Origin of the sequence: Streptomyces sp. NPDC000345 (assembly GCF_042898825.1) — a bacterium.
GTDB lineage: Bacteria > Actinomycetota > Actinomycetes > Streptomycetales > Streptomycetaceae > Streptomyces.
Genome location: NZ_JBIAZE010000006.1, coordinates 286,805 through 307,142, shown reverse-complemented (window position 1 = coordinate 307,142; position 20,338 = coordinate 286,805). Strand labels below are relative to the sequence as shown.

The following is a 20,338-nucleotide window of genomic DNA, read 5'->3' as shown; positions in this document are numbered from 1 at the left end:
CGTACCGCCGCAACCCGTGTACGGGGAATTTCCGTCCGTCACGCCGCGCCGCGCTGCAGCGCCTCGCACACCGCCGTCGACTCGCGGGCGCCCAACTCGACCGCCCTGCCGCAGTGGGCGATCCAGGCCGCCATGCCCTCCGGAGTGCCGGAGACATAGCCCTCCAGGGCGGCCAGGTAGGCGGCCCGGCCCAGCTCGGCATGGCCCACCTCGGCCGGGCAGACGGACTTGGGGTCGAGGCCGCTGCCGATCAGCACGATCCGCTCGGCGGCGCGCGCCACCAGACCGTTGTGCGAGGTGAAGGGGCGCAGGGCGAGAAGCTCGCCATGGACGACGGCGGCCGTCACCAGGGCGGGCGCCGAGCTGCCCGCGATGATCAGCTGGGCCAGTCCCTCCAGCCGGCCGGCCAACTCGTCGGCGCCGGGCAGCGGCAGCTCGATCAGCGGCTCGTCGACCGCTTCCCCGGCCTGCCGCGGCCTTCCGACCTCGTCGCCGCCGTCGGCCGCGGCCACCAGGTGCAGCCGCGCCAGCACCCGCAGCGGCGACTGCCGCCAGATGGACAGCAGCTGCCCCGCCTCCGCGGTCAGCCGCAGCGCGGCCCCCACGACCCGCGCCTCGTCGTCGACGCCGAAGTCGCTGCGCCGGCGCACCTCCTCCAGCGCCCAGTCCGCGCCGGACAGCGCCGCAGAACCGCGAGCGCCGCGCAGGGCGGCCTCGGAGGTGATCTCGGTGCTGCGGCGCCGCATGACACGGTGCCCGTAGACCCGGTCCACGGCCTTGCGCACGGACTCCACGGACTCGGCCACACCGGGCAACGAGCCCAGGGCCGCGAGCGGATCGGCGGACGCGCCTGTCGTACTCATGAGTACGACATTACGCAACCTTGGCGCACACCCCTCGATGGAGTGGTCTTCTTCACGCACCGCTGCCACGTACAGCTATCACGGCACTACGCTTGGTGAACATGAAAATTGCTTTCGTCGGGAAGGGCGGCAGCGGCAAGACCACCCTGTCCTCCCTGTTCATCCGTCACCTCGCAGCCCTCGGCGCCCCCGTGATCGCCGTGGACGCGGACATCAACCAGCATCTGGGACCCGCTCTCGGCCTCGACGAGGCGGAGGCGGCCGGACTGCCCGCGATGGGCGAGCACCTGCCGGTGATCAAGGACTACCTGCGCGGCTCCAACCCGCGTATCGGGTCCGCCGAGACGATGATCAAGACGACACCGCCCGGCGAGGGCTCCCGGCTGCTGCGGGTACGCGAGGACAATCCGGTGTACGACGCCTGCGCCCGGCCCGTGGAACTCGACGGGGGCGCGATCCGTTTGATGGTCACCGGCCCCTTCACGGACGCCGACCTGGGGGTCGCCTGCTACCACTCCAAGACAGGAGCGGTGGAGCTGTGCCTGAACCACCTGGTGGACGGGCGTGACGAGTACGTCGTGGTCGACATGACGGCGGGCTCGGACTCCTTCGCCTCCGGCATGTTCACCCGCTTCGACATCACGTTCCTCGTCGCCGAGCCGACCCGGAAGGGGGTCTCCGTCCATCGCCAGTACAAGGAGTACGCCCGCGACTTCGGCGTCGAGCTGAAAGTGGTCGGCAACAAGGTGCAAGGTCAGGACGACATCGACTTCCTCCGCGCCGAGGTCGGCGACGACCTGCTCGTCACGGTCGGGCACTCGGACTGGGTGCGCGCCATGGAGAAGGGCCGGCCGCCCCGGTTCGACCTCCTGGAGGAGCCCAACCGTGAGGCCCTGAGCCTGCTGCGGACGACCGTCGACGCCGCCTACGAGCGGCGCGACTGGGAGCGCTACACCCGACAGATGGTGCACTTCCACCTGAAGAACGCCCAGTCCTGGGGCAACGAACGCACCGGGGCCGACCTGGCCGCACAGGTCGACCCCCACTTCGTCCTCGGCGAAAGCGTCACGGCCGCCGTCTAGGGCCCGGGCCCGCGGTGTGATCCACCGGCGGCGGGGCCCCGGACGAGTGAGGTCTACCGCCGGGCCGCCGGAGCGCCGGGCACGCCCTTCGGAGCCGGGGCGGGGCGGCCGGACAGGAAGGACGCCCAGCCCTGCCGGGGAGACTCGCCGACCCCCAGCGACTGCAGCCTGGCCAGGGTCTCCGGGTCCTGGGCGTCCAGCCAGTCGGCGAGCTGCCGGAAGGACACGCAGCGCACGTCCGGCTTGTTGCAGACGGTCTCGACGACCTGCTCGACGGCGCGCATGTACGTGCCGCCGTTCCAGGACTCGAAGTGGTTGCCGATGATCAGCGGGGCCCGGTTTCCGTCGTAGGCACGGCGGAAGCCCTGGAGCAGGCCCTCACGCATCTGGTCGCCCCAGTACGCGTACTTGTCGGGATTGCCCTGGGTCCTGGTGCCGGACTGGTTGACCATGAAGTTGTAGTCCATGGTGAGCTGCTCGAACGTGTGGCCGGGGAAAGGCACGAGCTGCATCGACAGGTCCCACAGGCCCGTTCTCTTGCGGGGCCAGAGCTGGTTGTTGACCCCGCTGGTGTCGTAGCGGAAGCCCAGCTCGCGGGCGGCCCGCATGAAGTTCTTCCGGCCTTCGAGGCAGGGGGTGCGGGCGCCGATCAGCTCCTTGTCGTAGTCGAAGGGCAGCGGGGCCGCCTCCTGCATGCCGGTGTTGGTCTTCCAGGTCCTCACGAACTGCTTGGCCTGGGCGATCTCGTCCTTCCACTCCTCGACCGACCACTCGCCGACGCCGCCGTTCCTCCCGCAGAAGTGGCCGTTGAAGTGGGTACCGATCTCGTTGCCCTCCAGCCACGCCAGACGCAACTGCTTCACGGTGTCGGCGATGCCCTGCTCGTCGTTGAAGCCGATGTCGGAGCGGCCCGGCGAGTGCTGGGGCGGCCTGTACAGGTCGGCCTTCTCCTCCGGCAGCATGTACACACCGCTGAGGAAGTACGTCATGGTCGCGTGGTTGGCCTTGGAGACCTTGCGGAAGTGGGAGAACAGCTTCTGGCTGTCCTCGCCGGCCCCGTCCCAGGAGAACACCACGAACTGCGGGGGCTTCTGACCCGGCTTCAGGCGCTCCGGTCTCGGCAGGTGCGGCTGTGGTCCGGTGTACGCGGTGGAGCCGTCGCCGATCAGGCGGACCGCGCTCCTCGGCGCCGGGGCGCCCTTCTGCGGAGCGGGCGCTTTCCTCTTCGAACCGTCGGTTCCCGTCGCACAACCGGCGAGCGATGCGGCGACCGTCGCGGCGACCACGGCGCCCGCGGCGATCCTCTGGGTGGCGGCCATGTTCCGCCCACCTTCTTCCTTCTCTCGGCCCACGCCGACGAGGGCGTTCTGTCGGTGGCGTGCCGGGGCGAGCCGGCAGCGCGGTCAAGGTCGCATGGGACGGAGAAGGAATTAGTACGACAAGCCGATGAAATGGCCACATCACACGTGAGGGTGATTCATTGCCCTATTTGCCACATAAGTCCACGCCCGCCCTTTACTCTGCATTACGATCGCTTTACCGAGCGTTGATTTTTCATCCCGCCGCTGTACGCCGTGACCCACGGCCGCGACCGCCCCCGTCCTCGACGGGGACCACCAGTTCCGCGACCGCGCTGCCCCGGAGGAGACGGGAACATGTCAGCCTGCGTCCCCACTCGTACGTCCGACTCGACGCACCCGAAGCGCGTCCACCCGCCCCACAGCCCCCCACCAGGACCTCGCCGCCGCTTCCGCATCGCGGGCGCCGACGTGTCCGCCTCGATCGCGGTCTTCCTGATCGCCCTCCCCCTGTCCCTGGGCATCGCCCTGGCCACCGGAGCCCCCCTCCAGGCCGGCCTCGTCGCCGCCGCGGTGGGCGGGATCGTCGTCGGCCGGCTCGGCGGCTCCCCGCTCCAGGTCAGCGGCCCCGCCGCCGGACTGACCGTGGTCACCGCCGACCTCATCCAGCGCTACGGCTGGCGGACCACCTGTGCCGTCACCGTCCTCGCCGGAGTCGCCCAACTCGGCCTCGGCTGTCTGCGTGTGGCGCGCACCGCGCTCGCCGTCAGCCCCGCCATCGTGCACGGCATGCTCGCCGGCATCGGCGTCACCATCGCCGTCGCCCAGCTGCACATCGTCCTCGGCGGCACCCCGCAGAGCTCCGTCCTCGACAACCTGCTCGCGCTGCCCGCCCAGTTGGCGGGGCTGCAACCCGCGGCCGTCGCGGTGAGCGTACTGACCCTCAGCCTGCTGCTGATCTGGCCGCGCATCCCCGGCCGGACGGGCCGGCTGCTGCGCACGATGCCCGCCCCCCTCGTCGCCGTCGCCGGGGCCACGGCCACCGCGTCCCTCGCGGGCCTCACCCTCCCCAAGGTCGATCTGCCCTCCTGGCGCAGCCATGCCCTGGCGGGACTGCCCGAGGGCCCGGCGCTCGGCGTCGCCGCCGCCGTCCTCACCATCACGCTGGTGTGCAGCGTGCAGTCACTGCTCGGCGCGGTCGCCGTCGACAAGCTGATCGCCTCCCGGCCCGGCCTCATCACCTCTCCCGCCACCCGCGCCCCGCGTGTCGGCCGCTCCGACCTCGACCGCGAGCTGCTCGGTCAGGGAGCCGCCAACATCGTCTCCGGCTCACTCGGCGGACTGCCGGTCGCGGGAGTGGCCGTACGCAGTTCGGCGAATGTCCACGCCGGTGCCGTGAGCCGGAACTCCACGATGCTGCACGGCGTTCTCGTAGTGGTCGCCGCGCTGCTGATGGTCCCGATCCTGGAGCTCATCCCGCTCGCCTCGCTCGCCGCCCTGGTGATGGCCGTCGGCATCCAGATGGTGTCCCTGCACCACATCCGCACGGTGACGCGCCACCGAGAGGTGCTGGTGTACGCCGCCACCACCCTCGCCGTGGTCTTCCTCAACGTCCTGCAGGGCGTGATCCTGGGGATCGCCGTGGCGGTCGCCGTCGCCCTCAACCGCCTCGCCCACACCCGTATCACGCATGACGAGCGGGAAGGGGTCCATCACATCCAGGTGCGCGGCCAGTTGACGTTCCTCGCGGTGCCGCGCCTCAGCCGAGCCCTGCATCTCGTGCCTCACGGAAGCCCTGCCGTGGTCGAGTTGGACGGTTCCTTCATGGACCACGCGGCTTACGAGGCCCTGCAGGACTGGCAGAAGACGCACACCGCACAGGGCGGCAGCGTCGAGCTGACCGGTCGTCGGCTCGGCACGGGGACCATCACCCCGGCCGCGGCCGGTGCCGGCGCCGGGACCGGAGGAGAGGAGCCGACCGTCCCGGCCGCCCCCGGAGCCGGAACCCCGTTGGCCGACTGCCGTTGCCGGCCCTGGACACCCTGGCGCAACCACCAGTGCGAGGTCCCGCCCTCCGGGCCCTCGTCCGGCATCTCCCCCGGCGGGCATCCGGCGAAAGAGCCGGTGGCTGCTCCCGGCACCGTTCCCGGCGGACACCCTGCGGGACGCTCCGTGGGAACGACCGGCCCCGCCGGGGCGGCTGGTCACCCCTCGTCCACCGAACCCGAACCGCACCCGACCACTCCCCCCTCCACCACCGCGACATCCACCGCCACGACATCCACCACCCCCGCATCCGCCGCCCCCGGCTCCCCCGCCCCCACATCCACCAGCCCCGCATCCCACGCCCCCGGCGGCACGGCCTCCGACAGCTCCCCCCTCGACTCCCAGGAGCCCAGCACCCCCCAGGAGCCCGGCAGTCATCAACTGGTCCGCGGTATCAGCGCGTTCCAGCGGAACACCGCCCCCCTGGTGCGCGGGGAGCTGGCGCGGCTGGCCCGGGAGGGGCAGCGGCCCACCCAGCTCTTCCTCACCTGCGCCGACTCCCGGCTGGTCACCTCGATGATCACCTCCAGTGGTCCGGGCGACCTGTTCGTGGTGCGGAACGTGGGCAACCTGGTGCCGCCGCCGGGTGAGGAGAGCGGGGACGACTCGGTGGGGGCCGCGATCGAGTACGCGGTGGACGTGCTGAACGTGCGGTCCATCACCGTGTGCGGGCACTCCGGGTGCGGAGCCATGCAGGCACTGCTCGGCTCCGAGCCCGGCGGTCAGCAGACCCCGCTGAAGCGGTGGCTGCGGCACGGGCTGCCGAGCCTGGAGCGGATGGCCGACGACAGCCACCCCTGGCCCCGGCTGGCCGGGCGGGCTCCGGCAGACGCGGTCGAGCAGCTCTGTCTGACCAACGTGGTCCAGCAGTTGGATCATCTGCGCGCCCACTCGTCGGTGGCGCGAGCCCTGCGGGCCGGGGCGCTGGAGCTGCACGGGCTGTACTTCCACGTGGGCGAGGCACAGACGTACCTGCTCACCGGGGGAGGCGGCGACGAGCTGTTCGATCACGTGGGGGTGGCGGACCTGACGGCGTGAACGGATGACGGGTGGCGCCCGCCCCTCCCTCTCCGGGTGGGCGCCACCCCCTGCCGGGCCGGCCCGGGCCGAGCCGGTGAGCCGCACCGGGGGCAAAGCGTGTGAAAGGCGTTACACCGGCTGAACTCCGCCCGGCCCCGGTCCGTGGGTACGGATGAACCCGGCCCACCCGAACCCGGGACAGGTCTAAACCAATTTTCCGTCGACCCTTGTCACCGGCCCCCCGGTTCTGATGAGCTGTGGCCTGGGACACAACGGACACCCTTCGAGAGGGAGATGTCGTGAGCAACGAGAGCCTGGCCAACCTGCTCAAGGAAGAGCGCAGGTTCGCACCGCCCGCCGACCTGGCCGCACATGCCAATGTCACGGCGGAGGCGTACGAACAGGCCAAGGCTGACAGGCTCGGCTTCTGGGCCGAGCAGGCCCGTCGGCTGACCTGGGCCAAGGAGCCGACGGAGACGCTGGACTGGTCGAACCCGCCGTTCGCGAAGTGGTTCAAGGACGGCCGGCTCAACGTGGCGTACAACTGCGTCGACCGGCACGTGGAGGCCGGGCACGGCGACCGGGTCGCGATCCACTTCGAGGGCGAGCCGGGCGACGGCCGCGCCGTCACCTACGCCGAGCTCAAGGACGAGGTGTCGAAGGCCGCCAACGCGCTGCTGGAGCTGGGCGTCCAGAAGGGCGACCGGGTCGCGGTCTACATGCCGATGATCCCGGAGACGGCGATCGCGATGCTGGCGTGCGCCCGGATCGGTGCGGCACACTCCGTCGTCTTCGGCGGCTTCTCGGCGGACGCCCTGGCCACCCGGATCCAGGACGCCGACGCCAAGGTCGTCATCACCTCCGACGGGGGGTACCGGCGCGGCAAGCCGTCCGCGCTGAAGCCGGCCGTCGACGACGCCGTCGCGCGCGTGGACAACGTCGAGCACGTGCTGGTGGTCCGCCGTACCGGCCAGGAGGTCGCGTGGAACGACGAGCGGGACGTGTGGTGGCACGAGATCGTGGAGCGGCAGCCGGCCGAGCACACTCCCGAGGCCTTCGACGCCGAGCACCCGCTGTTCATCCTCTACACGTCCGGTACGACGGGTAAGCCGAAGGGCATCCTGCACACCTCGGGCGGCTACCTCACGCAGGCCGCGTACACCCACCACGCGGTCTTCGACCTCAAGCCGGAGACCGACGTGTACTGGTGCACCGCCGACGTCGGCTGGGTCACCGGGCACTCGTACATCGTCTACGGGCCGCTGGCGAACGGCGCGACGCAGGTCATGTACGAGGGCACGCCCGACACCCCGCACCAGGGCCGCTTCTGGGAGATCGTCCAGAAGTACGGGGTGACGATCCTGTACACGGCGCCGACCGCCATCCGGACGTTCATGAAGTGGGGCGACGACATCCCCGCGAAGTTCGATCTCAGCAGCCTGCGGGTGCTGGGGTCCGTGGGTGAGCCCATCAACCCCGAGGCGTGGATCTGGTACCGCAAGCACATCGGCGCCGACCGGACCCCGATCGTGGACACCTGGTGGCAGACCGAGACCGGCGCGATGATGATCTCGCCGCTGCCGGGCGTCACCGAGACCAAGCCGGGGTCGGCGCAGCGCCCGCTGCCCGGTATCTCCGCGACCGTCGTCGACGACGAGGCGAACGAGGTGCCCAACGGCGGCGGTGGCTATCTGGTCCTGACCGAGCCGTGGCCGTCGATGCTGCGCACCATCTGGGGCGACGACCAGCGGTTCCTCGACACGTACTGGTCGCGGTTCGAGGGCAAGTACTTCGCCGGCGACGGCGCGAAGAAGGACGACGACGGGGACGTCTGGCTCCTCGGGCGCGTCGACGACGTGATGCTCGTGTCGGGGCACAACATCTCCACCACCGAGGTGGAGTCGGCGCTGGTGTCGCACCCGTCGGTCGCCGAGGCGGCCGTGGTCGGCGCCGCCGACGAGACGACCGGACAGGCGATCGTCGCGTTCGTGATCCTGCGCGGCACCGCCGCCGAGTCCGAGGACCTGGTCTCCGAACTGCGCAACCACGTGGGCACGACACTCGGCCCGATCGCCAAGCCCAAGCAGATCCACCCGGTGACCGAGCTGCCCAAGACCCGCTCGGGCAAGATCATGCGCCGGCTGCTCCGTGACATCGCGGAGAACCGTGAGCTCGGCGACGTGACCACCCTGACCGACTCCACGGTCATGGACCTCATCCAGGCGAAGCTCCCGGCGGCGCCGAGCGAGGACTAGGACGCCGAGCGAGGACGGGGACCAGGCTCGCAAGGGCACCCGGCGCCAGTGCGCCGGGTGCCCTTTTCGCCCCTACCGTGGAGATCACCGGATCCTTTCCCGCGCATCTTAGGTAAACTAAGGAAAACAGGTGCGCCGGGAAGTCTGGTCGGCATGTGCTCAGTGCTGCCCGCCAACCGGAGGTCTCGCCGTGACCGCGCCCCGCTCCACCGCCGCCCGCAAGGTCTTCGACCGCCTCTCCCTCCCCGAGCGGACCTTCGTCGCGGACGCGCTGCGCACCGAGACCGTCGGCGGTGTGCTGCTGCTCGTCGCCGCGGTGGCCGCGCTGATCTGGGCGAACATCCCCGCGCTGCACGACAGCTACGAGAGCGTCAGCGACTTCCACCTGGGCCCCACGGCCCTCGGGCTGAACCTCTCGGTCGAGCACTGGGCGGCCGACGGCCTCCTCGCGGTCTTCTTCTTCGTCGCCGGCATCGAACTCAAGCGCGAGCTGGTCGCCGGGGATCTGAAAGACCCCAAGGCCGCCGCGCTGCCCGTGGTGGCCGCGCTGTGCGGGATGGCCGTACCGGCGCTGGTGTACACGCTCACCGCGCTCACCGGCGGCGGCGATCCGGGCGGCTGGGCCGTGCCCACCGCCACCGACATCGCCTTCGCGCTCGCCGTGCTCGCCGTCATCGGTACGTCGCTGCCGAGCGCCCTGCGCGCCTTCCTGCTCACGCTCGCCGTCGTCGACGACCTCTTCGCCATCCTGATCATCGCCGTGTTCTTCACGCACACCATCGACTTCGCCGCGCTGGGCGGCGCGGTCGCCGGGCTCGCCGTCTTCTGGGTGCTGCTGCGCAAGGGCGTGCGCGGCTGGTACGTGTACGTGCCGCTCGCGCTGGTCATCTGGGCGCTGATGTACAACAGCGGCATCCACGCGACCATCGCCGGCGTCGCCATGGGCCTGATGCTGCGCTGCACCACCCGTGAAGGGGAGGAACACTCCCCCGGCGAGCGCATCGAGCACGTGGTGCGCCCCCTCTCCGCGGGCCTCGCCGTGCCGCTGTTCGCGCTGTTCAGCGCCGGGGTGTCGATCTCGGGCGGTGCGCTGGGCGAGGTGTTCACCAGGCCTGAGACCCTCGGGGTCGTCCTCGGGCTCGTCGTGGGCAAGACGATCGGCATCTTCGGCGGGACCTGGCTGGCCGCGCGCTTCACCCGGGCCTCGCTCAGCGAGGACCTGGCCTGGGCGGACGTCTTCGCCGTCGCCTCGCTGGCCGGCATCGGCTTCACGGTCTCCCTGCTGATCGGCGAACTGGCTTTCGAGGGCGATGCGGCGCTGACCGACGAGGTCAAGGCCGCCGTCCTGATGGGTTCACTGATCGCGGCGACCCTCGCGACCGTGCTGCTGAAGCTGCGCAACGCCAAGTACCGCCGGATCTACGAGGCCGAGGAGCGCGACGAGGACAGCGACGGCATCCCGGACGTCTACGAGGAGGACGACCCGGCGTACCACCTCCGCATGGCCGAGATCTACGACCGCAAGGCCGCCCAGCACCGCCGGACCGCCGAGGAGATCACCCGGGCCAGGGCAGGAGAGACGGACGGGGACGGGGACGGAGAGACAGGTGCGGACGAGGCCGTGGAGGGAAGCGGTGAGAAGGCCGTGAAGAGGGGATCCGTGCCTCCCCTGGCGGCCGAAGTACCGGGCGGGGCAGGCGAGGACGGCGACCGTCCGGCATGATCTGACGGGACGGTACAAAAGAAGCCGGACCACAGACCAGCAACACAGAGCAGCAGAAGAGGGAGACCGCGATGAGCGCACCCGACGGCAGCCCGGTCGGCGCCGAACGCAGCATCGGCCAGCTGTTCGCCTCGGCCACCACCGAGTTGTCGGCGCTGGTGCACGACGAGATCGCGCTGGCGAAGGCGCAGCTCAAGCAGGACGTCAAGCGCGGAGCGGCGAGCGGCGGAGCGTTCACGGTGGCCGGCGCCGTCCTGCTGTTCTCCCTGCCGATGCTGAACTTCGCCCTGGCGTACGGCATTCGGACCTGGAGCGACTGGAACCTCGCGATCTGCTTCCTGCTGTCCTTCGCGGCGAACGTGCTCGTCGCGCTCCTCCTCGTGCTGATCGGCACGGCCTTCGCGAAGAAGGCCAAGAAGAGCCAGGGCCCGCAGAAGGTGGCCGCGTCGATGAAGGAGAGCGCGGGCGTCCTGCAGAACGCCAAGCCGCACCCCCGGCCGGAGCTGACGCAGGACCGTGTCCCCGAAGCCATCGAGGCTGTGGCACGCTCGTCGTCATGACGGACCCCGCCACCCCATCGGCGCAACCCACCTCGGTCGTACGCCCGGACTTCGCCTGCGGCACCAAGGTGACCCACCGCGAGGTGGCCGCGAACGGCGCCCGCTTCCACATCGCGGAGGCCGGTGACGGGCCGCTGGTGATGCTCGTCCACGGCTTCCCGCAGTTCTGGTGGACCTGGCGGCACCAGCTGGGCGCGCTGGCCGACGCGGGCTTCCGGACCGTCGCCATGGACCTGCGGGGCGTGGGCGGCAGCGACCGTACGCCCCGGGGCTACGACCCGGCCAACCTCGCCCTCGACATCACCGGCGTGATCCGCTCGCTCGGCGAGCCGGACGCCGCGCTCGTCGGCCACGACCTGGGCGGCTACCTGGCGTGGACGGCGGCCGTGATGCGCCCGAAGCTGGTCCGGCGGCTCGCGGTGGCCTCGATGCCGCACCCCCGGCGCTGGCGCTCGGCGATGCTCGCCGACGTCCGGCAGTCGACCGCGAGTTCCCACATCTGGGGGTTCCAGCGGCCGTGGATCCCCGAGCGGCAGCTCACCGCCGACGACGGCGAGCTGGTGGCCCGGCTGATCCGGGAGTGGTCCGGGCCACGCCTGCCGGAGGACGTCGCGCTGGAGACGTACCGGCGTGCCATGTGCATCCCCTCCACCGCGCACTGCTCGGTCGAGCCGTACCGGTGGCTGGTGCGTTCACTGGCCCGGCCGGACGGCATCCAGTTCTACCGGCGCATGAAGCGGCCCGTGCGCGTCCCCACGCTCCATCTGCACGGCTCCCTCGATCCGGTGATGCGCACCCGCAGCGCGGCCGGCTCCGGCGAGTACGTGGAGGCGCCGTACCGGTGGCGCCTGTTCGACGGCCTGGGCCACTTCCCGCACGAGGAGGATCCGGTCGCTTTCTCCACCGAACTGGTCAATTGGCTGAAAGATCCGGAACCCGATCGGTGACCAAAACGTCGCGCCCGGTATCCGGAGTGAAACGCCTGTACGACGAACAGCCAATTGCCCGGCGCATAGGCCAATTGGCGGCCCTCCAGGCGGTTATCGACCTTGGGGCAGGGGCAGACGTCGGGGTATGGGCTGGACGCACGACTACAGTGACGCAGCACGCAACCGCCGCACGCTCGGCGGGCTGAGCTCCCACCAACGAGGCCCCGACCCGCAGCTGCCGGGCTCCGACCTCCGCGTGGGCATTCCGCGCATCCTGCGCCGCCGGGCCCGCTGGGTCTCGGTACGCCTGCGTCACCCGCGAGGCTGACGCCCCGCGTCCCGTCCAGGGCCTGTCGCCCCACTGTCGCAACAGGCCCTCAGAGGGCGCAGCTGTCGCTGTCCACCTGCTGACCGGCGGTACGTCCCTCGAGGACGTCCCGCTGGATCTCGTCCGCGGTGAGCGCGTATCCGGTGTCGGCGTCGTCGAGCGACTTCGCGAAGACCACGCCGTACACCCGGCCGTCGGGCGTGAGCAGGGGACCGCCGGAGTTGCCCTGCCGGACGGTCGCGAAGAGCGAGTACACGTCACGGCGCACGGTGCCGCGGTGGTAGATGTCCGGGCCGTTGGCCGTGATGCGGCCTCGCACCCGCGCGGCACGGACGTCGTACGACCCGTTCTCCGGGAAGCCCGCGACGATCGCGTCGGCGCCGCTGGTGGCGTCGGCGGTGCTGAAGCGCAGCACGGGCGCGTCCAGGTTGGGCACGTCGAGCACCGCGATGTCGCGCTTCCAGTCGTACAGCACGACGGTGGCGTCGTACTTGCGGCCCTCGCCGCCGATCTGCACGGTGGGCTCGTCGACGCCGCCCACCACATGCGCGTTGGTCATGACGCGGCGCTCGCCGAAGACGAAGCCGGTGCCCTCCAGGACCTTGCCGCAACTCTCGGCGGTGCCCATCACCTTGACGATGGAGCGCTGCGCGCGGGTGGCCACGGCACTGTTGGCGAGGGCCGGGTCGGGCGGCTGGACGTCGGTGATCGGCTCGTTGGCGAACGGGCTGAAGACCTGCGGGAAGCCGTTCTGCGCGAGGACGGAGGAGAAGTCGGCGAACCAGGTGTCGGCCTGGGCGGGCAGCGCCCGGGACACCCCCTGCAGCACCGTGGAGTTGCGGACCTCCTTGCCAAGGGTCGGCAGGGTGGTGCCGGCCAGCGCGGACCCGATCAGCCAGGCCACCAGCAGCATGGCCACGACGTTCACCAGCGCGCCGCCCGTCGCGTCCAGGGCGCGGGCCGGGGACCAGGTGATGTGCCGGCGCAGTTTGTTGCCGAGATGGGTGGTCAGGGCCTGCCCGACCGAGGCGCAGACGATCACGACGACGACCGCGACGACGGCTGCCGACGTGCTCACCTCGGAGTTGTCCGTGAGCCAGTCCCAGATCACCGGCAGCAGGTAGACGGCGACCAGACCGCCGCCCAGGAAGCCGATCACCGACAGGATGCCGACGACGAAGCCCTGACGGAAGCCGACCACCGCGAACCAGACGGCCGCGACCAGCAACAGGATGTCCAGCACGTTCACTGACTCAGGCCTCGCCTATTCACTCCGGTCCCAGCAGCGCGGCCGGGGGTCCGGGGGCCGTCCCCCGGATTGACACAGCACGGGGTTCACCCTGTCATGACCGCCAGTCGAGCGGGACCTGCTTCTCGCGGTCCCAGGGGCGCTCCCAGCCCGCGAAGTGGAGCAGTCGGTCGATGATGCCGGCCGTGAAGCCCCATACGAGGGCGGATTCGACCAGGAATGCCGGGCCTCGGTGGCCGCTGGGGTGGACGGTGGTGGCGCGGTTGGCCGGGTCCGTGAGATCGGCCACGGAGACGGTGAAGACCCGGGCCGTCTCGTTGGGGTCGACGACTCCCACCGGGCTGGGTGCACGCCACCAGCCGAGGACGGGCGTCACGACGAAACCGCTGACCGGGATGTACAGCTTGGGCAGGACGCCGAAGAGCTGGACGCCGGCGGGGTCGAGCCCGGTCTCTTCCTCGGCCTCGCGCAGGGCGGCCCGCAGCGGCCCGTCGCCCTGCGGATCGCCGTCCTCCGGGTCGAGCGCGCCGCCGGGGAAGGAGGGCTGTCCCGCGTGCGAGCGCAGGGATCCGGCGCGCTCCATGAGCAGCAGCTCCGGGCCTCTCCCGCCCTCGCCGAACAGCACGAGGACCGCCGACTGCCGTCCGCCGCCGTCCTCCGGGGGCAGGAAACGGCTGAGCTGGCGGGGCTGGACCGTCTCCACGGCGTGCACCACCGGGTCGAGCCAGGCGGGCAGGCCGTCCTTGGCCAGCGGCACGGGGGCACCCGGCCCGCCCGGAGCGCCCGGCCCGCCTCGGGCACTGTGGAGGCCGCTCATCCGCTCACTCGCCGTAGCACCCGCTGCACCGCTCGCCGCGTCACTCACCCGTGTCATCACCGCACCACCCCCCGTTCTGCCGGGTCCAACGCGTGAGGACCCGTAGATCGTTCCTCCGTCCGTGCCCGCGTCGCCGTTGTCCTCATCCGGCCCCCAGCGGCGGGGCCGGCCTGCCGCCCGCGTCCAGATAGGCCTGCGGGGGGTTCAGCCGCTGGCCGGGGAAGCCGCCCTTCTCGTACTTCAGGAGCTTCTTCGCCTTCTCCGGGTCCGTCTCGCCCTCGCCGTACGCCGGGCAGAGCGGGGCGATGGGGCAGGCGCCGCAGGCGGGCTTGCGGGCGTGGCAGATGCGGCGGCCGTGCCAGATGACATGGTGGGAGAGGTCCGTCCAGTCGCTCTTGGGGAAGAGCGCGCCGATCGCCGCCTCGATCTTGTCGGGGTCGGTCTCCTCGGTCCACTGCCAGCGCCGTACGAGCCGCATGAAGTGCGTGTCCGCGGTGATGCCGGGGCGCCCGAAGGCGTTGCCCAGCACGACGAAGGCGGTCTTGCGGCCGACCCCGGGCAGCTTGACCAGATCCTCCAGCCTGCCGGGGACCTCGCCGTCGAACTCCTCGGCCAGGGCCTTGGACAGTCCTATGACCGACCGGGTCTTGGCGCGGAAGAAGCCGCACGGGCGGAGGATCTCCTCGACCTCCTCCGGGTTGGCCGCGGCCAGGTCCTCGGGGGTGGGGTACTTGGCGAAGAGGGCGGGGGTCGTCTGGTTGACCCTGAGGTCGGTGGTCTGGGCGGACAGGACCGTGGCGACCAGGAGCTGGAAAGGGTTCTCGAAGTCCAGCTCGGGATGGGCGTAGGGATAGACCTCGGCGAGCTCGCGGTTGATGCGGCGGGCCCGGCGGACGAGCGCGGTGCGCGACTCGGGCTTTCCGGCCACCACCGGCTTCGCGGTGGACTTCCCGTCCGGTTTCGCCGCCGCCTTCGCCGCGGGCCGCCCGGAAGCCTTCGACGCGGGCTTTGCGGCCGGCTTTACGACCGGTTTATCGCCGTCGGTCTTTTTCGTCACCTTTGCCGTTTTCCTACCACCACCGGGGTCCTGTTCGCCCACAGCGGAATTGCGACGTACAACCACCCGCCCAGCCCCCTTGGCCTGTGCTCTCACCGGCGATTTGGACACCCGGCCAGCCTAAAGCCCGGCACCGACATCCGCCCCGGACCCCGAAGATCGGCGTCCAATTGGACCCCTGCCGCTTACCCCGGGACATGTGTGCGGCATCCTTGTGACAGATCACACTGTTTGGACCGTCCGGCAAAATGGGGAACACGGTCCCCTGGTAAGCGGGGGACAAGATCCCCTGAGCAGGTCGACAAGGAGAGAACTCGTGGACGACGTTCTGCGGCGCAACCCGCTCTTCGCGGCTCTCGACGACGAGCAGGCCGCGGAGCTGCGCGCCTCCATGAGTGAGGTGACCCTCGCCCGTGGCGACTCCCTGTTCCACGAGGGCGACCCGGGCGACCGGCTCTACGTCGTCACCGAGGGCAAGGTCAAGCTCCACCGCACCTCCCCCGACGGCCGCGAGAACATGCTGGCCGTGGTGGGCCCCGGTGAGCTCATCGGCGAGCTGTCGCTCTTCGACCCGGGCCCGCGTACGGCGACGGCCACCGCGCTCACCGAGGTCAAGCTCCTCGGCCTCGGCCACGGCGACCTCCAGCCCTGGCTGAACGCACGCCCCGAGGTGGCCGCCGCGCTCCTGCGCGCCGTCGCCCGGCGCCTGCGCAAGACCAACGACGCGATGTCCGACCTGGTGTTCTCGGACGTCCCGGGCCGGGTCGCGCGCGCCCTGCTGGACCTCTCCCGCCGCTTCGGCGTGCAGTCCGAGGAAGGCATCCACGTCGTCCACGACCTGACGCAGGAGGAGCTGGCACAGCTCGTCGGCGCGTCGCGCGAGACGGTCAACAAGGCGCTCGCCGACTTCGCACAGCGCGGGTGGCTTCGTCTGGAGGCGCGGGCGGTCATCCTGCTGGACGTGGAGCGGCTGGCCAAGCGGTCCCGCTGACGGCACCGGGGGCCGCGCGCCCCCAGGCCCACTCCTTCGGCCCATGGCGGAAACGGTTCCTCTCCGAGGTCGCGGCCCCGAGGGCCACATCGCCCGCGAGGGCTCTCCGGCGTGCGTGCCGCACGCCCTCCCGGCCCGTCCTCGCGGGCGCCGGGGACCGGGTGCCGGGGCTCTGCGGAGCCCGCACGGCCCGCACGGCGCGTACGTCCGCGCGCAGGTCCACGGGTCGGTCCCCCGCCCGCGGCACCGCGCGCGGGTCGCAGCGACCTGGACCTGCTGACCGCCCTGTACAAGGCGCCGACGGCTGCGGGATGCCGCTGTACGGCCGTACGCGGCTGCTGAGCGGCCCGGAGACGTACGCCCGGGGTTCGCCGCGTCGGCGGACTCGTCCTGCCCCTGCCGCGCCGGCGCGAGCGGAACAACGGCGGTGACGGACTCGGACGAGCCCCGGCGGCCCCCTCATGCGGTCAAGGCACGCGTCCCGGCCAGGACAGGTCCTGTGCGCGGCAGGCGCCGCTTTCGCGGCAGGCCCTAGATCAGCCCGTGGTCCTCCAGGTACTCCATCTGCGCCCGTACCGAGAGCTCCGCCGCCGGCCACAGGGAGCGGTCGACATCGGCGTAGACGTGGGCGACGACCTCGGCGGGGCTGCCGTAGCCGTTCTCCACGGCCGTCTCGACCTGGGCGAGCCGGTGGGCACGGTGGGCGAGGTAGAACTCCACGGCGCCCTGGGCGTCCTCCAGGACCGGTCCGTGGCCCGGGAGGACCGTGTGGACGCCGTCGTCGACCGTGAGGGACCTCAGACGCCGCAGGGAGTCCAGATAGTCGCCCAGCCGCCCGTCCGGGTGCGCCACGACCGTCGTACCCCGGCCCAGGACGGTGTCGCCGGTCAGCACCGCCCGGTCGGCCGGGAGGTGGAAGCAGAGCGAGTCGGCGGTGTGGCCCGGCGTCGGCACGACCCGCAGCTCCAGCCCGCCCAGCGTGATCACGTCACCGGCGCCCAGGCCCTCGTCGCCCAGTCGCAGCGCCGGGTCCAGGGCCCGGACCTTGGTGCCGGTCAGCGCGGCGAAGCGGACGGCGCCCTCGGCGTGGTCGGGGTGGCCGTGCGTCAGCAGGGTCAGGGCGACGCGCTTGCCGGCCTGCTCGGCGGTCTCGACGACGGTCCGCAGATGGCCGTCGTCCAGCGGGCCCGGATCGATCACGACCGCCAGCTCGGAGCCGGGCTCGGAGACGATCCAGGTGTTGGTGCCGTCCAGGGTCATCGCGGAGGCGTTGGGCGCGAGGACGTTCACCGCGCGCGGGGTGGCCGGCCCGGACAGCACGCTGCCGCGGGGCTGGCCGGGGAGGGCTGCTGCGTCCGTCATGCGGGGCCTCCGCCTGCGGCGATCGGAATGTGCTTGGTGAACTCGCCGTGACCCGGCCAGGACAGCACGATCTCGTCGTCCGTCAGGCGGGCCTCGGCCAGGACCGGGGTCAGGTCGCGGCCGCGCGCCGCGGTGAGCGCGTCGGCGGCCGTGGCGTGCGGGATCAGCTGGCGCAGGGTCGCGATGGTGGGCGGCATCATCGTCAGCTCACCCCTGTCGTACCCGTCGGCGGCCTCCGGCGGGCGGATCCACACGGTGCGGTCGGCCTCCGTGGAGGCATTGCGGGTGCGCTGGCCCTCGGGGAGGGCGGCCACGAAGAACCAGGTGTCGTAGCGGCGGGGCTCGAACTCCGGGGTGATCCAGCGGGTCCAGGCGCCGAGCAGGTCGGAGCGCAGGACCAGGCCGCGGCGGTCGAGGAACTCCGCGAAGGACAGCTCGCGGGCGGCCACCGCCGCACGGTCCGCCTCCCAGTCGGCGCCGGTCGTGTCGCCGACGACCGAGTCCGGGGCCGGTCCGGCGAGCAGCACGCCTGCCTCCTCGTACGTCTCCCGTACGGCCGCGCAGACGATCGCCTGGGCTTCCGCCTCGTCGACGCCGAGCCGCTCGGCCCACCACGCGCGCGTGGGGCCCGCCCAGCGCACCAGGCGCTCGTCGTCCCGCGGGTCGACGCCGCCGCCGGGATAGGCGTACGCGCCTCCGGCGAAGGCCATGGAGGCGCGTCTGCGCAGCATGTGGACGGCCGGGCCGCCGTCGGTGTCCTTCAGGAGCATGACGGTGGCCGCGCGCTTGGGTGTGACGGGTGTCAGCGTCCCGTCCGCGAGCGCGCGGATGCGTTCCGGCCAGTCCGAGGGAAACCACTGCCCATTCGCCATGGGCGCGAGGCTATCCCCTGGTGAGCGAATGTTCGAGAGGTGCCCGAGGCCGGGGCGCCGCTACGGCACCAGCTCGACCTGGATCTCGACCTCGACCGGGGCGTCCAGCGGCAGCACCGCGACACCCACCGCGCTGCGCGCGTGCACGCCCTTGTCGCCGAGGACCTCGCCGAGCAGTTCGCTCGCGCCGTTGAGGACGGCCGGCTGGCCGGTGAAGTCCGTGGCGGACGCGACGAAGCCGACGACCTTCACCACGCGCGCGACGCGGTCCAGATCGCCCACGACGGACTTCACGGCGGCCAGGGCGTTCAGGGCGCAGGTGCGGGCCAGCTCCTTGGCCTCCTCGGGGGTGACCTCCGCGCCGACCTTGCCGGTGACCGGCAGCTTGCCGTCCACCATGGGCAGCTGGCCTGCCGTGAACACGTACGGCCCGGACTGCACGGCGGGCTGGTAGGCCGCGAGCGGCGGCACCACGGCCGGCAGGGTCAGGCCGAGCTCGGCGAGCTTCGCCTCGACCGCGCTCACGCCTTCTCCCGCTTCAGGTAGGCCACGAGCTGCTCGGGGTTGTTCGGCCCGGGCACGACCTGGACGAGCTCCCAGCCGTCCTCGCCCCAGGTGTCCAGAATCTGCTTCGTGGCGTGGACGAGCAGCGGCACGGTTGCGTATTCCCACTTGGTCATGGGGCGACTGTATCCGCTGTTGCCCGGGGGGCCTTCGCAGGCCATGTGGCCGGTTGCACACCCGGTCGTCCACCGGCCGTGCGGCAGGGTGCACACCCGGTTGTCCACTGGCCGAGCGGCCGGTCGCGCCCCCTGCCGTCCACAGGCCAAGTGGCCGATACCGGCCCCCGTTGTCCACAGCCTCCCGGTCGCCCCGGGCGCGGACTGGTTACGCTCGAAGACGTGAGCAGGCTCCAGGTCGTCAGCGGTAAGGGCGGGACCGGAAAGACGACGGTCGCCGCGGCCCTCGCGCTGGCCCTCGCCACGGCAGGGAAGCGGACGCTTCTCGTCGAGGTGGAGGGCCGGCAGGGCATCGCGCAGCTCTTCGAGACGGAGGCGTTGCCCTATGAGGAACGCAAGATCGCCGTCGCGCCGGGCGGTGGGGAGGTGTACGCCCTCGCCATCGATCCCGAACTGGCCCTTCTGGACTACCTCCAGATGTTCTACAAGCTGGGGGGCGCCGGACGGGCCCTGAAGAAGCTGGGCGCGATCGATTTCGCCACCACCATCGCACCGGGCCTGAGGGACGTGCTCCTCACCGGCAAGGCGTGCGAGGCGGTCCGGCGCAAGGACAAGAACGGGCGGTTCGTATACGACTACGTGGTCATGGACGCACCCCCCACCGGGCGCGTCACCCGTTTCCTGAACGTCAACGACGAGGTCGCGGGCCTCGCCAAGATCGGCCCGATACACAATCAGGCGCAGGCCGTGATGCGGGTGCTGAAGTCCCCGGAGACGGCCGTGCACCTGGTGACGCTGCTCGAGGAGATGCCGGTCCAGGAGACCGCGGACGGCCTCGCCGAACTGCGGGCGGCGAAGCTGCCGGTGGGCCGGGTCATCGTCAACATGGTGCGGCCCGAGGTGTTGGACGCGGACGGGCTGGAACTCGTACGAACCGTGACACGTTCCTCCATCGCGCGGTCGCTGTCCGCGGCCGGGCTGGGCGGGGCGCGGCGCGGCGGACACGCCGAGCGACTGGTCGACCCGCTCCTGCAGCAGGCCGAGGAGTACGCCGAGCGGCACACGCTGGAGCATGAGCAGCGCGCGGTCCTGGGCGAGCTGGACCTGCCGTTGCACGAACTGCCACTGCTCGCCGAGGGAATGGACCTGGCGGGTCTGTACGAACTCGCCACCGAGCTGCGGAAGCAGGGGATCGCATGAGGGGGA

Annotated in this window: 18 protein-coding genes; 9 read left to right on the top strand and 9 right to left on the bottom strand. The window is 71.5% G+C overall.

Annotation, left to right across the window (positions count from 1 at the left end; all coding sequences use genetic code 11):
- Positions 1-38 precede the first annotated feature (38 nt).
- Positions 39-863 carry an oxidoreductase gene (locus ACFY30_RS17260; RefSeq protein WP_390846007.1) on the bottom strand — a complete coding sequence of 275 codons (825 nt, stop codon included), beginning with the start codon at positions 861-863 and terminating at the stop codon, positions 39-41.
- A 101-nt stretch (positions 864-964) separates the two neighbouring features.
- Here ACFY30_RS17260 and ACFY30_RS17255 point away from each other — a divergent pair, with 101 nt between their 5' ends.
- On the top strand, positions 965-1,945 hold the full coding sequence (locus tag ACFY30_RS17255; RefSeq protein ID WP_390846006.1) for an ATP-binding protein: 981 nt from the start codon (positions 965-967) through the stop codon (positions 1,943-1,945).
- 53 nt (positions 1,946-1,998) lie between these two features.
- On the opposite strand, the gene ACFY30_RS17250 is transcribed toward ACFY30_RS17255, so the two are convergent.
- Entirely contained in the window at positions 1,999-3,264 is a 1,266-nt protein-coding gene (locus tag ACFY30_RS17250; RefSeq protein ID WP_390846005.1) for a hypothetical protein, read from the bottom strand.
- A 336-nt stretch (positions 3,265-3,600) separates the two neighbouring features.
- Here ACFY30_RS17250 and ACFY30_RS17245 point away from each other — a divergent pair, with 336 nt between their 5' ends.
- The 6 genes from ACFY30_RS17245 (at position 3,601) to ACFY30_RS17220 (ending at position 12,104) form a co-directional block, all read left to right on the top strand.
- Positions 3,601-6,327 carry a SulP family inorganic anion transporter gene (locus ACFY30_RS17245; RefSeq protein ID WP_390846004.1) on the top strand — a complete coding sequence of 909 codons (2,727 nt, stop codon included), beginning with the start codon at positions 3,601-3,603 and terminating at the stop codon, positions 6,325-6,327.
- Positions 6,328-6,608: 281 nt separating this feature from the next.
- Positions 6,609-8,564: an acetate--CoA ligase gene (gene acs / locus ACFY30_RS17240; protein ID WP_390846003.1), complete on the top strand. Its 1,956-nt coding sequence runs from the start codon at positions 6,609-6,611 to the stop codon at positions 8,562-8,564.
- A gap of 190 nt (positions 8,565-8,754) precedes the next feature.
- A complete protein-coding gene (nhaA, locus tag ACFY30_RS17235) occupies positions 8,755-10,287 on the top strand; it encodes a Na+/H+ antiporter NhaA (RefSeq protein ID WP_390846002.1) in 1,533 nt (510 codons plus the stop codon).
- Between the two features lie 71 nt (positions 10,288-10,358).
- The gene (locus tag ACFY30_RS17230) at positions 10,359-10,847 is read left to right on the top strand and encodes a phage holin family protein (RefSeq protein ID WP_390846001.1); all 489 of its coding nucleotides are present in this window, start codon (positions 10,359-10,361) and stop codon (positions 10,845-10,847) included.
- Positions 10,844-11,794, top strand: a complete 951-nt coding sequence (locus tag ACFY30_RS17225; protein ID WP_390846000.1) for an alpha/beta fold hydrolase — start codon at positions 10,844-10,846, stop codon at positions 11,792-11,794. Before ACFY30_RS17230 ends, ACFY30_RS17225 begins: the two co-directional genes overlap by 4 nt.
- 127 nt (positions 11,795-11,921) lie before the next feature.
- Positions 11,922-12,104, top strand: a complete 183-nt coding sequence (locus ACFY30_RS17220) for a hypothetical protein (RefSeq protein WP_390845999.1) — start codon at positions 11,922-11,924, stop codon at positions 12,102-12,104.
- Positions 12,105-12,153: 49 nt separating this feature from the next.
- Here the strand turns inward: ACFY30_RS17220 and ACFY30_RS17215 are convergent, their stop codons facing one another.
- The 3 genes from ACFY30_RS17215 to nth form a co-directional block, all read right to left on the bottom strand.
- A complete protein-coding gene (locus tag ACFY30_RS17215; protein WP_390845998.1) occupies positions 12,154-13,353 on the bottom strand; it encodes a MarP family serine protease in 1,200 nt (399 codons plus the stop codon).
- A 94-nt stretch (positions 13,354-13,447) separates the two neighbouring features.
- Complete coding sequence (locus ACFY30_RS17210) at positions 13,448-14,170, bottom strand: NUDIX hydrolase (protein WP_390845997.1); 723 nt, start codon at positions 14,168-14,170, stop codon at positions 13,448-13,450.
- A 142-nt stretch (positions 14,171-14,312) separates the two neighbouring features.
- Entirely contained in the window at positions 14,313-15,227 is a 915-nt protein-coding gene (gene nth / locus ACFY30_RS17205; RefSeq protein ID WP_390845996.1) for an endonuclease III, read from the bottom strand.
- A gap of 316 nt (positions 15,228-15,543) precedes the next feature.
- Here nth and ACFY30_RS17200 point away from each other — a divergent pair, with 316 nt between their 5' ends.
- Positions 15,544-16,218 carry a Crp/Fnr family transcriptional regulator gene (locus tag ACFY30_RS17200; RefSeq protein WP_029382547.1) on the top strand — a complete coding sequence of 225 codons (675 nt, stop codon included), beginning with the start codon at positions 15,544-15,546 and terminating at the stop codon, positions 16,216-16,218.
- 531 nt (positions 16,219-16,749) lie between these two features.
- On the opposite strand, the gene ACFY30_RS17195 is transcribed toward ACFY30_RS17200, so the two are convergent.
- From ACFY30_RS17195 to ACFY30_RS17180, 4 genes are read right to left on the bottom strand one after another with little or no spacing between them, the layout of a single operon-like run.
- On the bottom strand, positions 16,750-17,580 hold the full coding sequence (locus ACFY30_RS17195; protein WP_390845995.1) for an MBL fold metallo-hydrolase: 831 nt from the start codon (positions 17,578-17,580) through the stop codon (positions 16,750-16,752).
- Complete coding sequence (locus ACFY30_RS17190) at positions 17,577-18,452, bottom strand: NUDIX hydrolase (protein ID WP_390845994.1); 876 nt, start codon at positions 18,450-18,452, stop codon at positions 17,577-17,579. The genes ACFY30_RS17195 and ACFY30_RS17190 overlap by 4 nt, the downstream gene beginning before the upstream one ends.
- A 60-nt stretch (positions 18,453-18,512) precedes the next feature.
- Positions 18,513-18,977: a RidA family protein gene (locus ACFY30_RS17185; RefSeq protein WP_390845993.1), complete on the bottom strand. Its 465-nt coding sequence runs from the start codon at positions 18,975-18,977 to the stop codon at positions 18,513-18,515.
- Complete coding sequence (locus ACFY30_RS17180; RefSeq protein WP_003967454.1) at positions 18,974-19,132, bottom strand: DUF4177 domain-containing protein; 159 nt, start codon at positions 19,130-19,132, stop codon at positions 18,974-18,976. Before ACFY30_RS17180 ends, ACFY30_RS17185 begins: the two co-directional genes overlap by 4 nt.
- 222 nt (positions 19,133-19,354) lie before the next feature.
- Here ACFY30_RS17180 and ACFY30_RS17175 point away from each other — a divergent pair, with 222 nt between their 5' ends.
- Entirely contained in the window at positions 19,355-20,332 is a 978-nt protein-coding gene (locus ACFY30_RS17175; RefSeq protein WP_390659337.1) for an ArsA-related P-loop ATPase, read from the top strand.
- Positions 20,333-20,338: the final 6 nt, after the last annotated feature.

Excerpts from the sequence above, each read along its gene's own strand:
- ACFY30_RS17245 (WP_390846004.1), top strand. The coding sequence starts at position 3,601 with ATGTCAGCCTGCGTCCCCACTCGTACGTCCGACTCGACGCACCCGAAG.
- ACFY30_RS17210 (WP_390845997.1), bottom strand. The coding sequence starts at position 14,170 with ATGAGCGGCCTCCACAGTGCCCGAGGCGGGCCGGGCGCTCCGGGCGGG.
- ACFY30_RS17190 (WP_390845994.1), bottom strand. The coding sequence starts at position 18,452 with ATGGCGAATGGGCAGTGGTTTCCCTCGGACTGGCCGGAACGCATCCGC.
- ACFY30_RS17250 (WP_390846005.1), bottom strand. The coding sequence starts at position 3,264 with ATGGCCGCCACCCAGAGGATCGCCGCGGGCGCCGTGGTCGCCGCGACG.
- ACFY30_RS17260 (WP_390846007.1), bottom strand. The coding sequence starts at position 863 with ATGAGTACGACAGGCGCGTCCGCCGATCCGCTCGCGGCCCTGGGCTCG.
- ACFY30_RS17225 (WP_390846000.1), top strand. The coding sequence starts at position 10,844 with ATGACGGACCCCGCCACCCCATCGGCGCAACCCACCTCGGTCGTACGC.
- ACFY30_RS17180 (WP_003967454.1), bottom strand. The coding sequence starts at position 19,132 with ATGACCAAGTGGGAATACGCAACCGTGCCGCTGCTCGTCCACGCCACG.
- ACFY30_RS17255 (WP_390846006.1), top strand. The coding sequence starts at position 965 with ATGAAAATTGCTTTCGTCGGGAAGGGCGGCAGCGGCAAGACCACCCTG.
- ACFY30_RS17230 (WP_390846001.1), top strand. The coding sequence starts at position 10,359 with ATGAGCGCACCCGACGGCAGCCCGGTCGGCGCCGAACGCAGCATCGGC.
- ACFY30_RS17195 (WP_390845995.1), bottom strand. The coding sequence starts at position 17,580 with ATGACGGACGCAGCAGCCCTCCCCGGCCAGCCCCGCGGCAGCGTGCTG.
- ACFY30_RS17220 (WP_390845999.1), top strand. The coding sequence starts at position 11,922 with ATGGGCTGGACGCACGACTACAGTGACGCAGCACGCAACCGCCGCACG.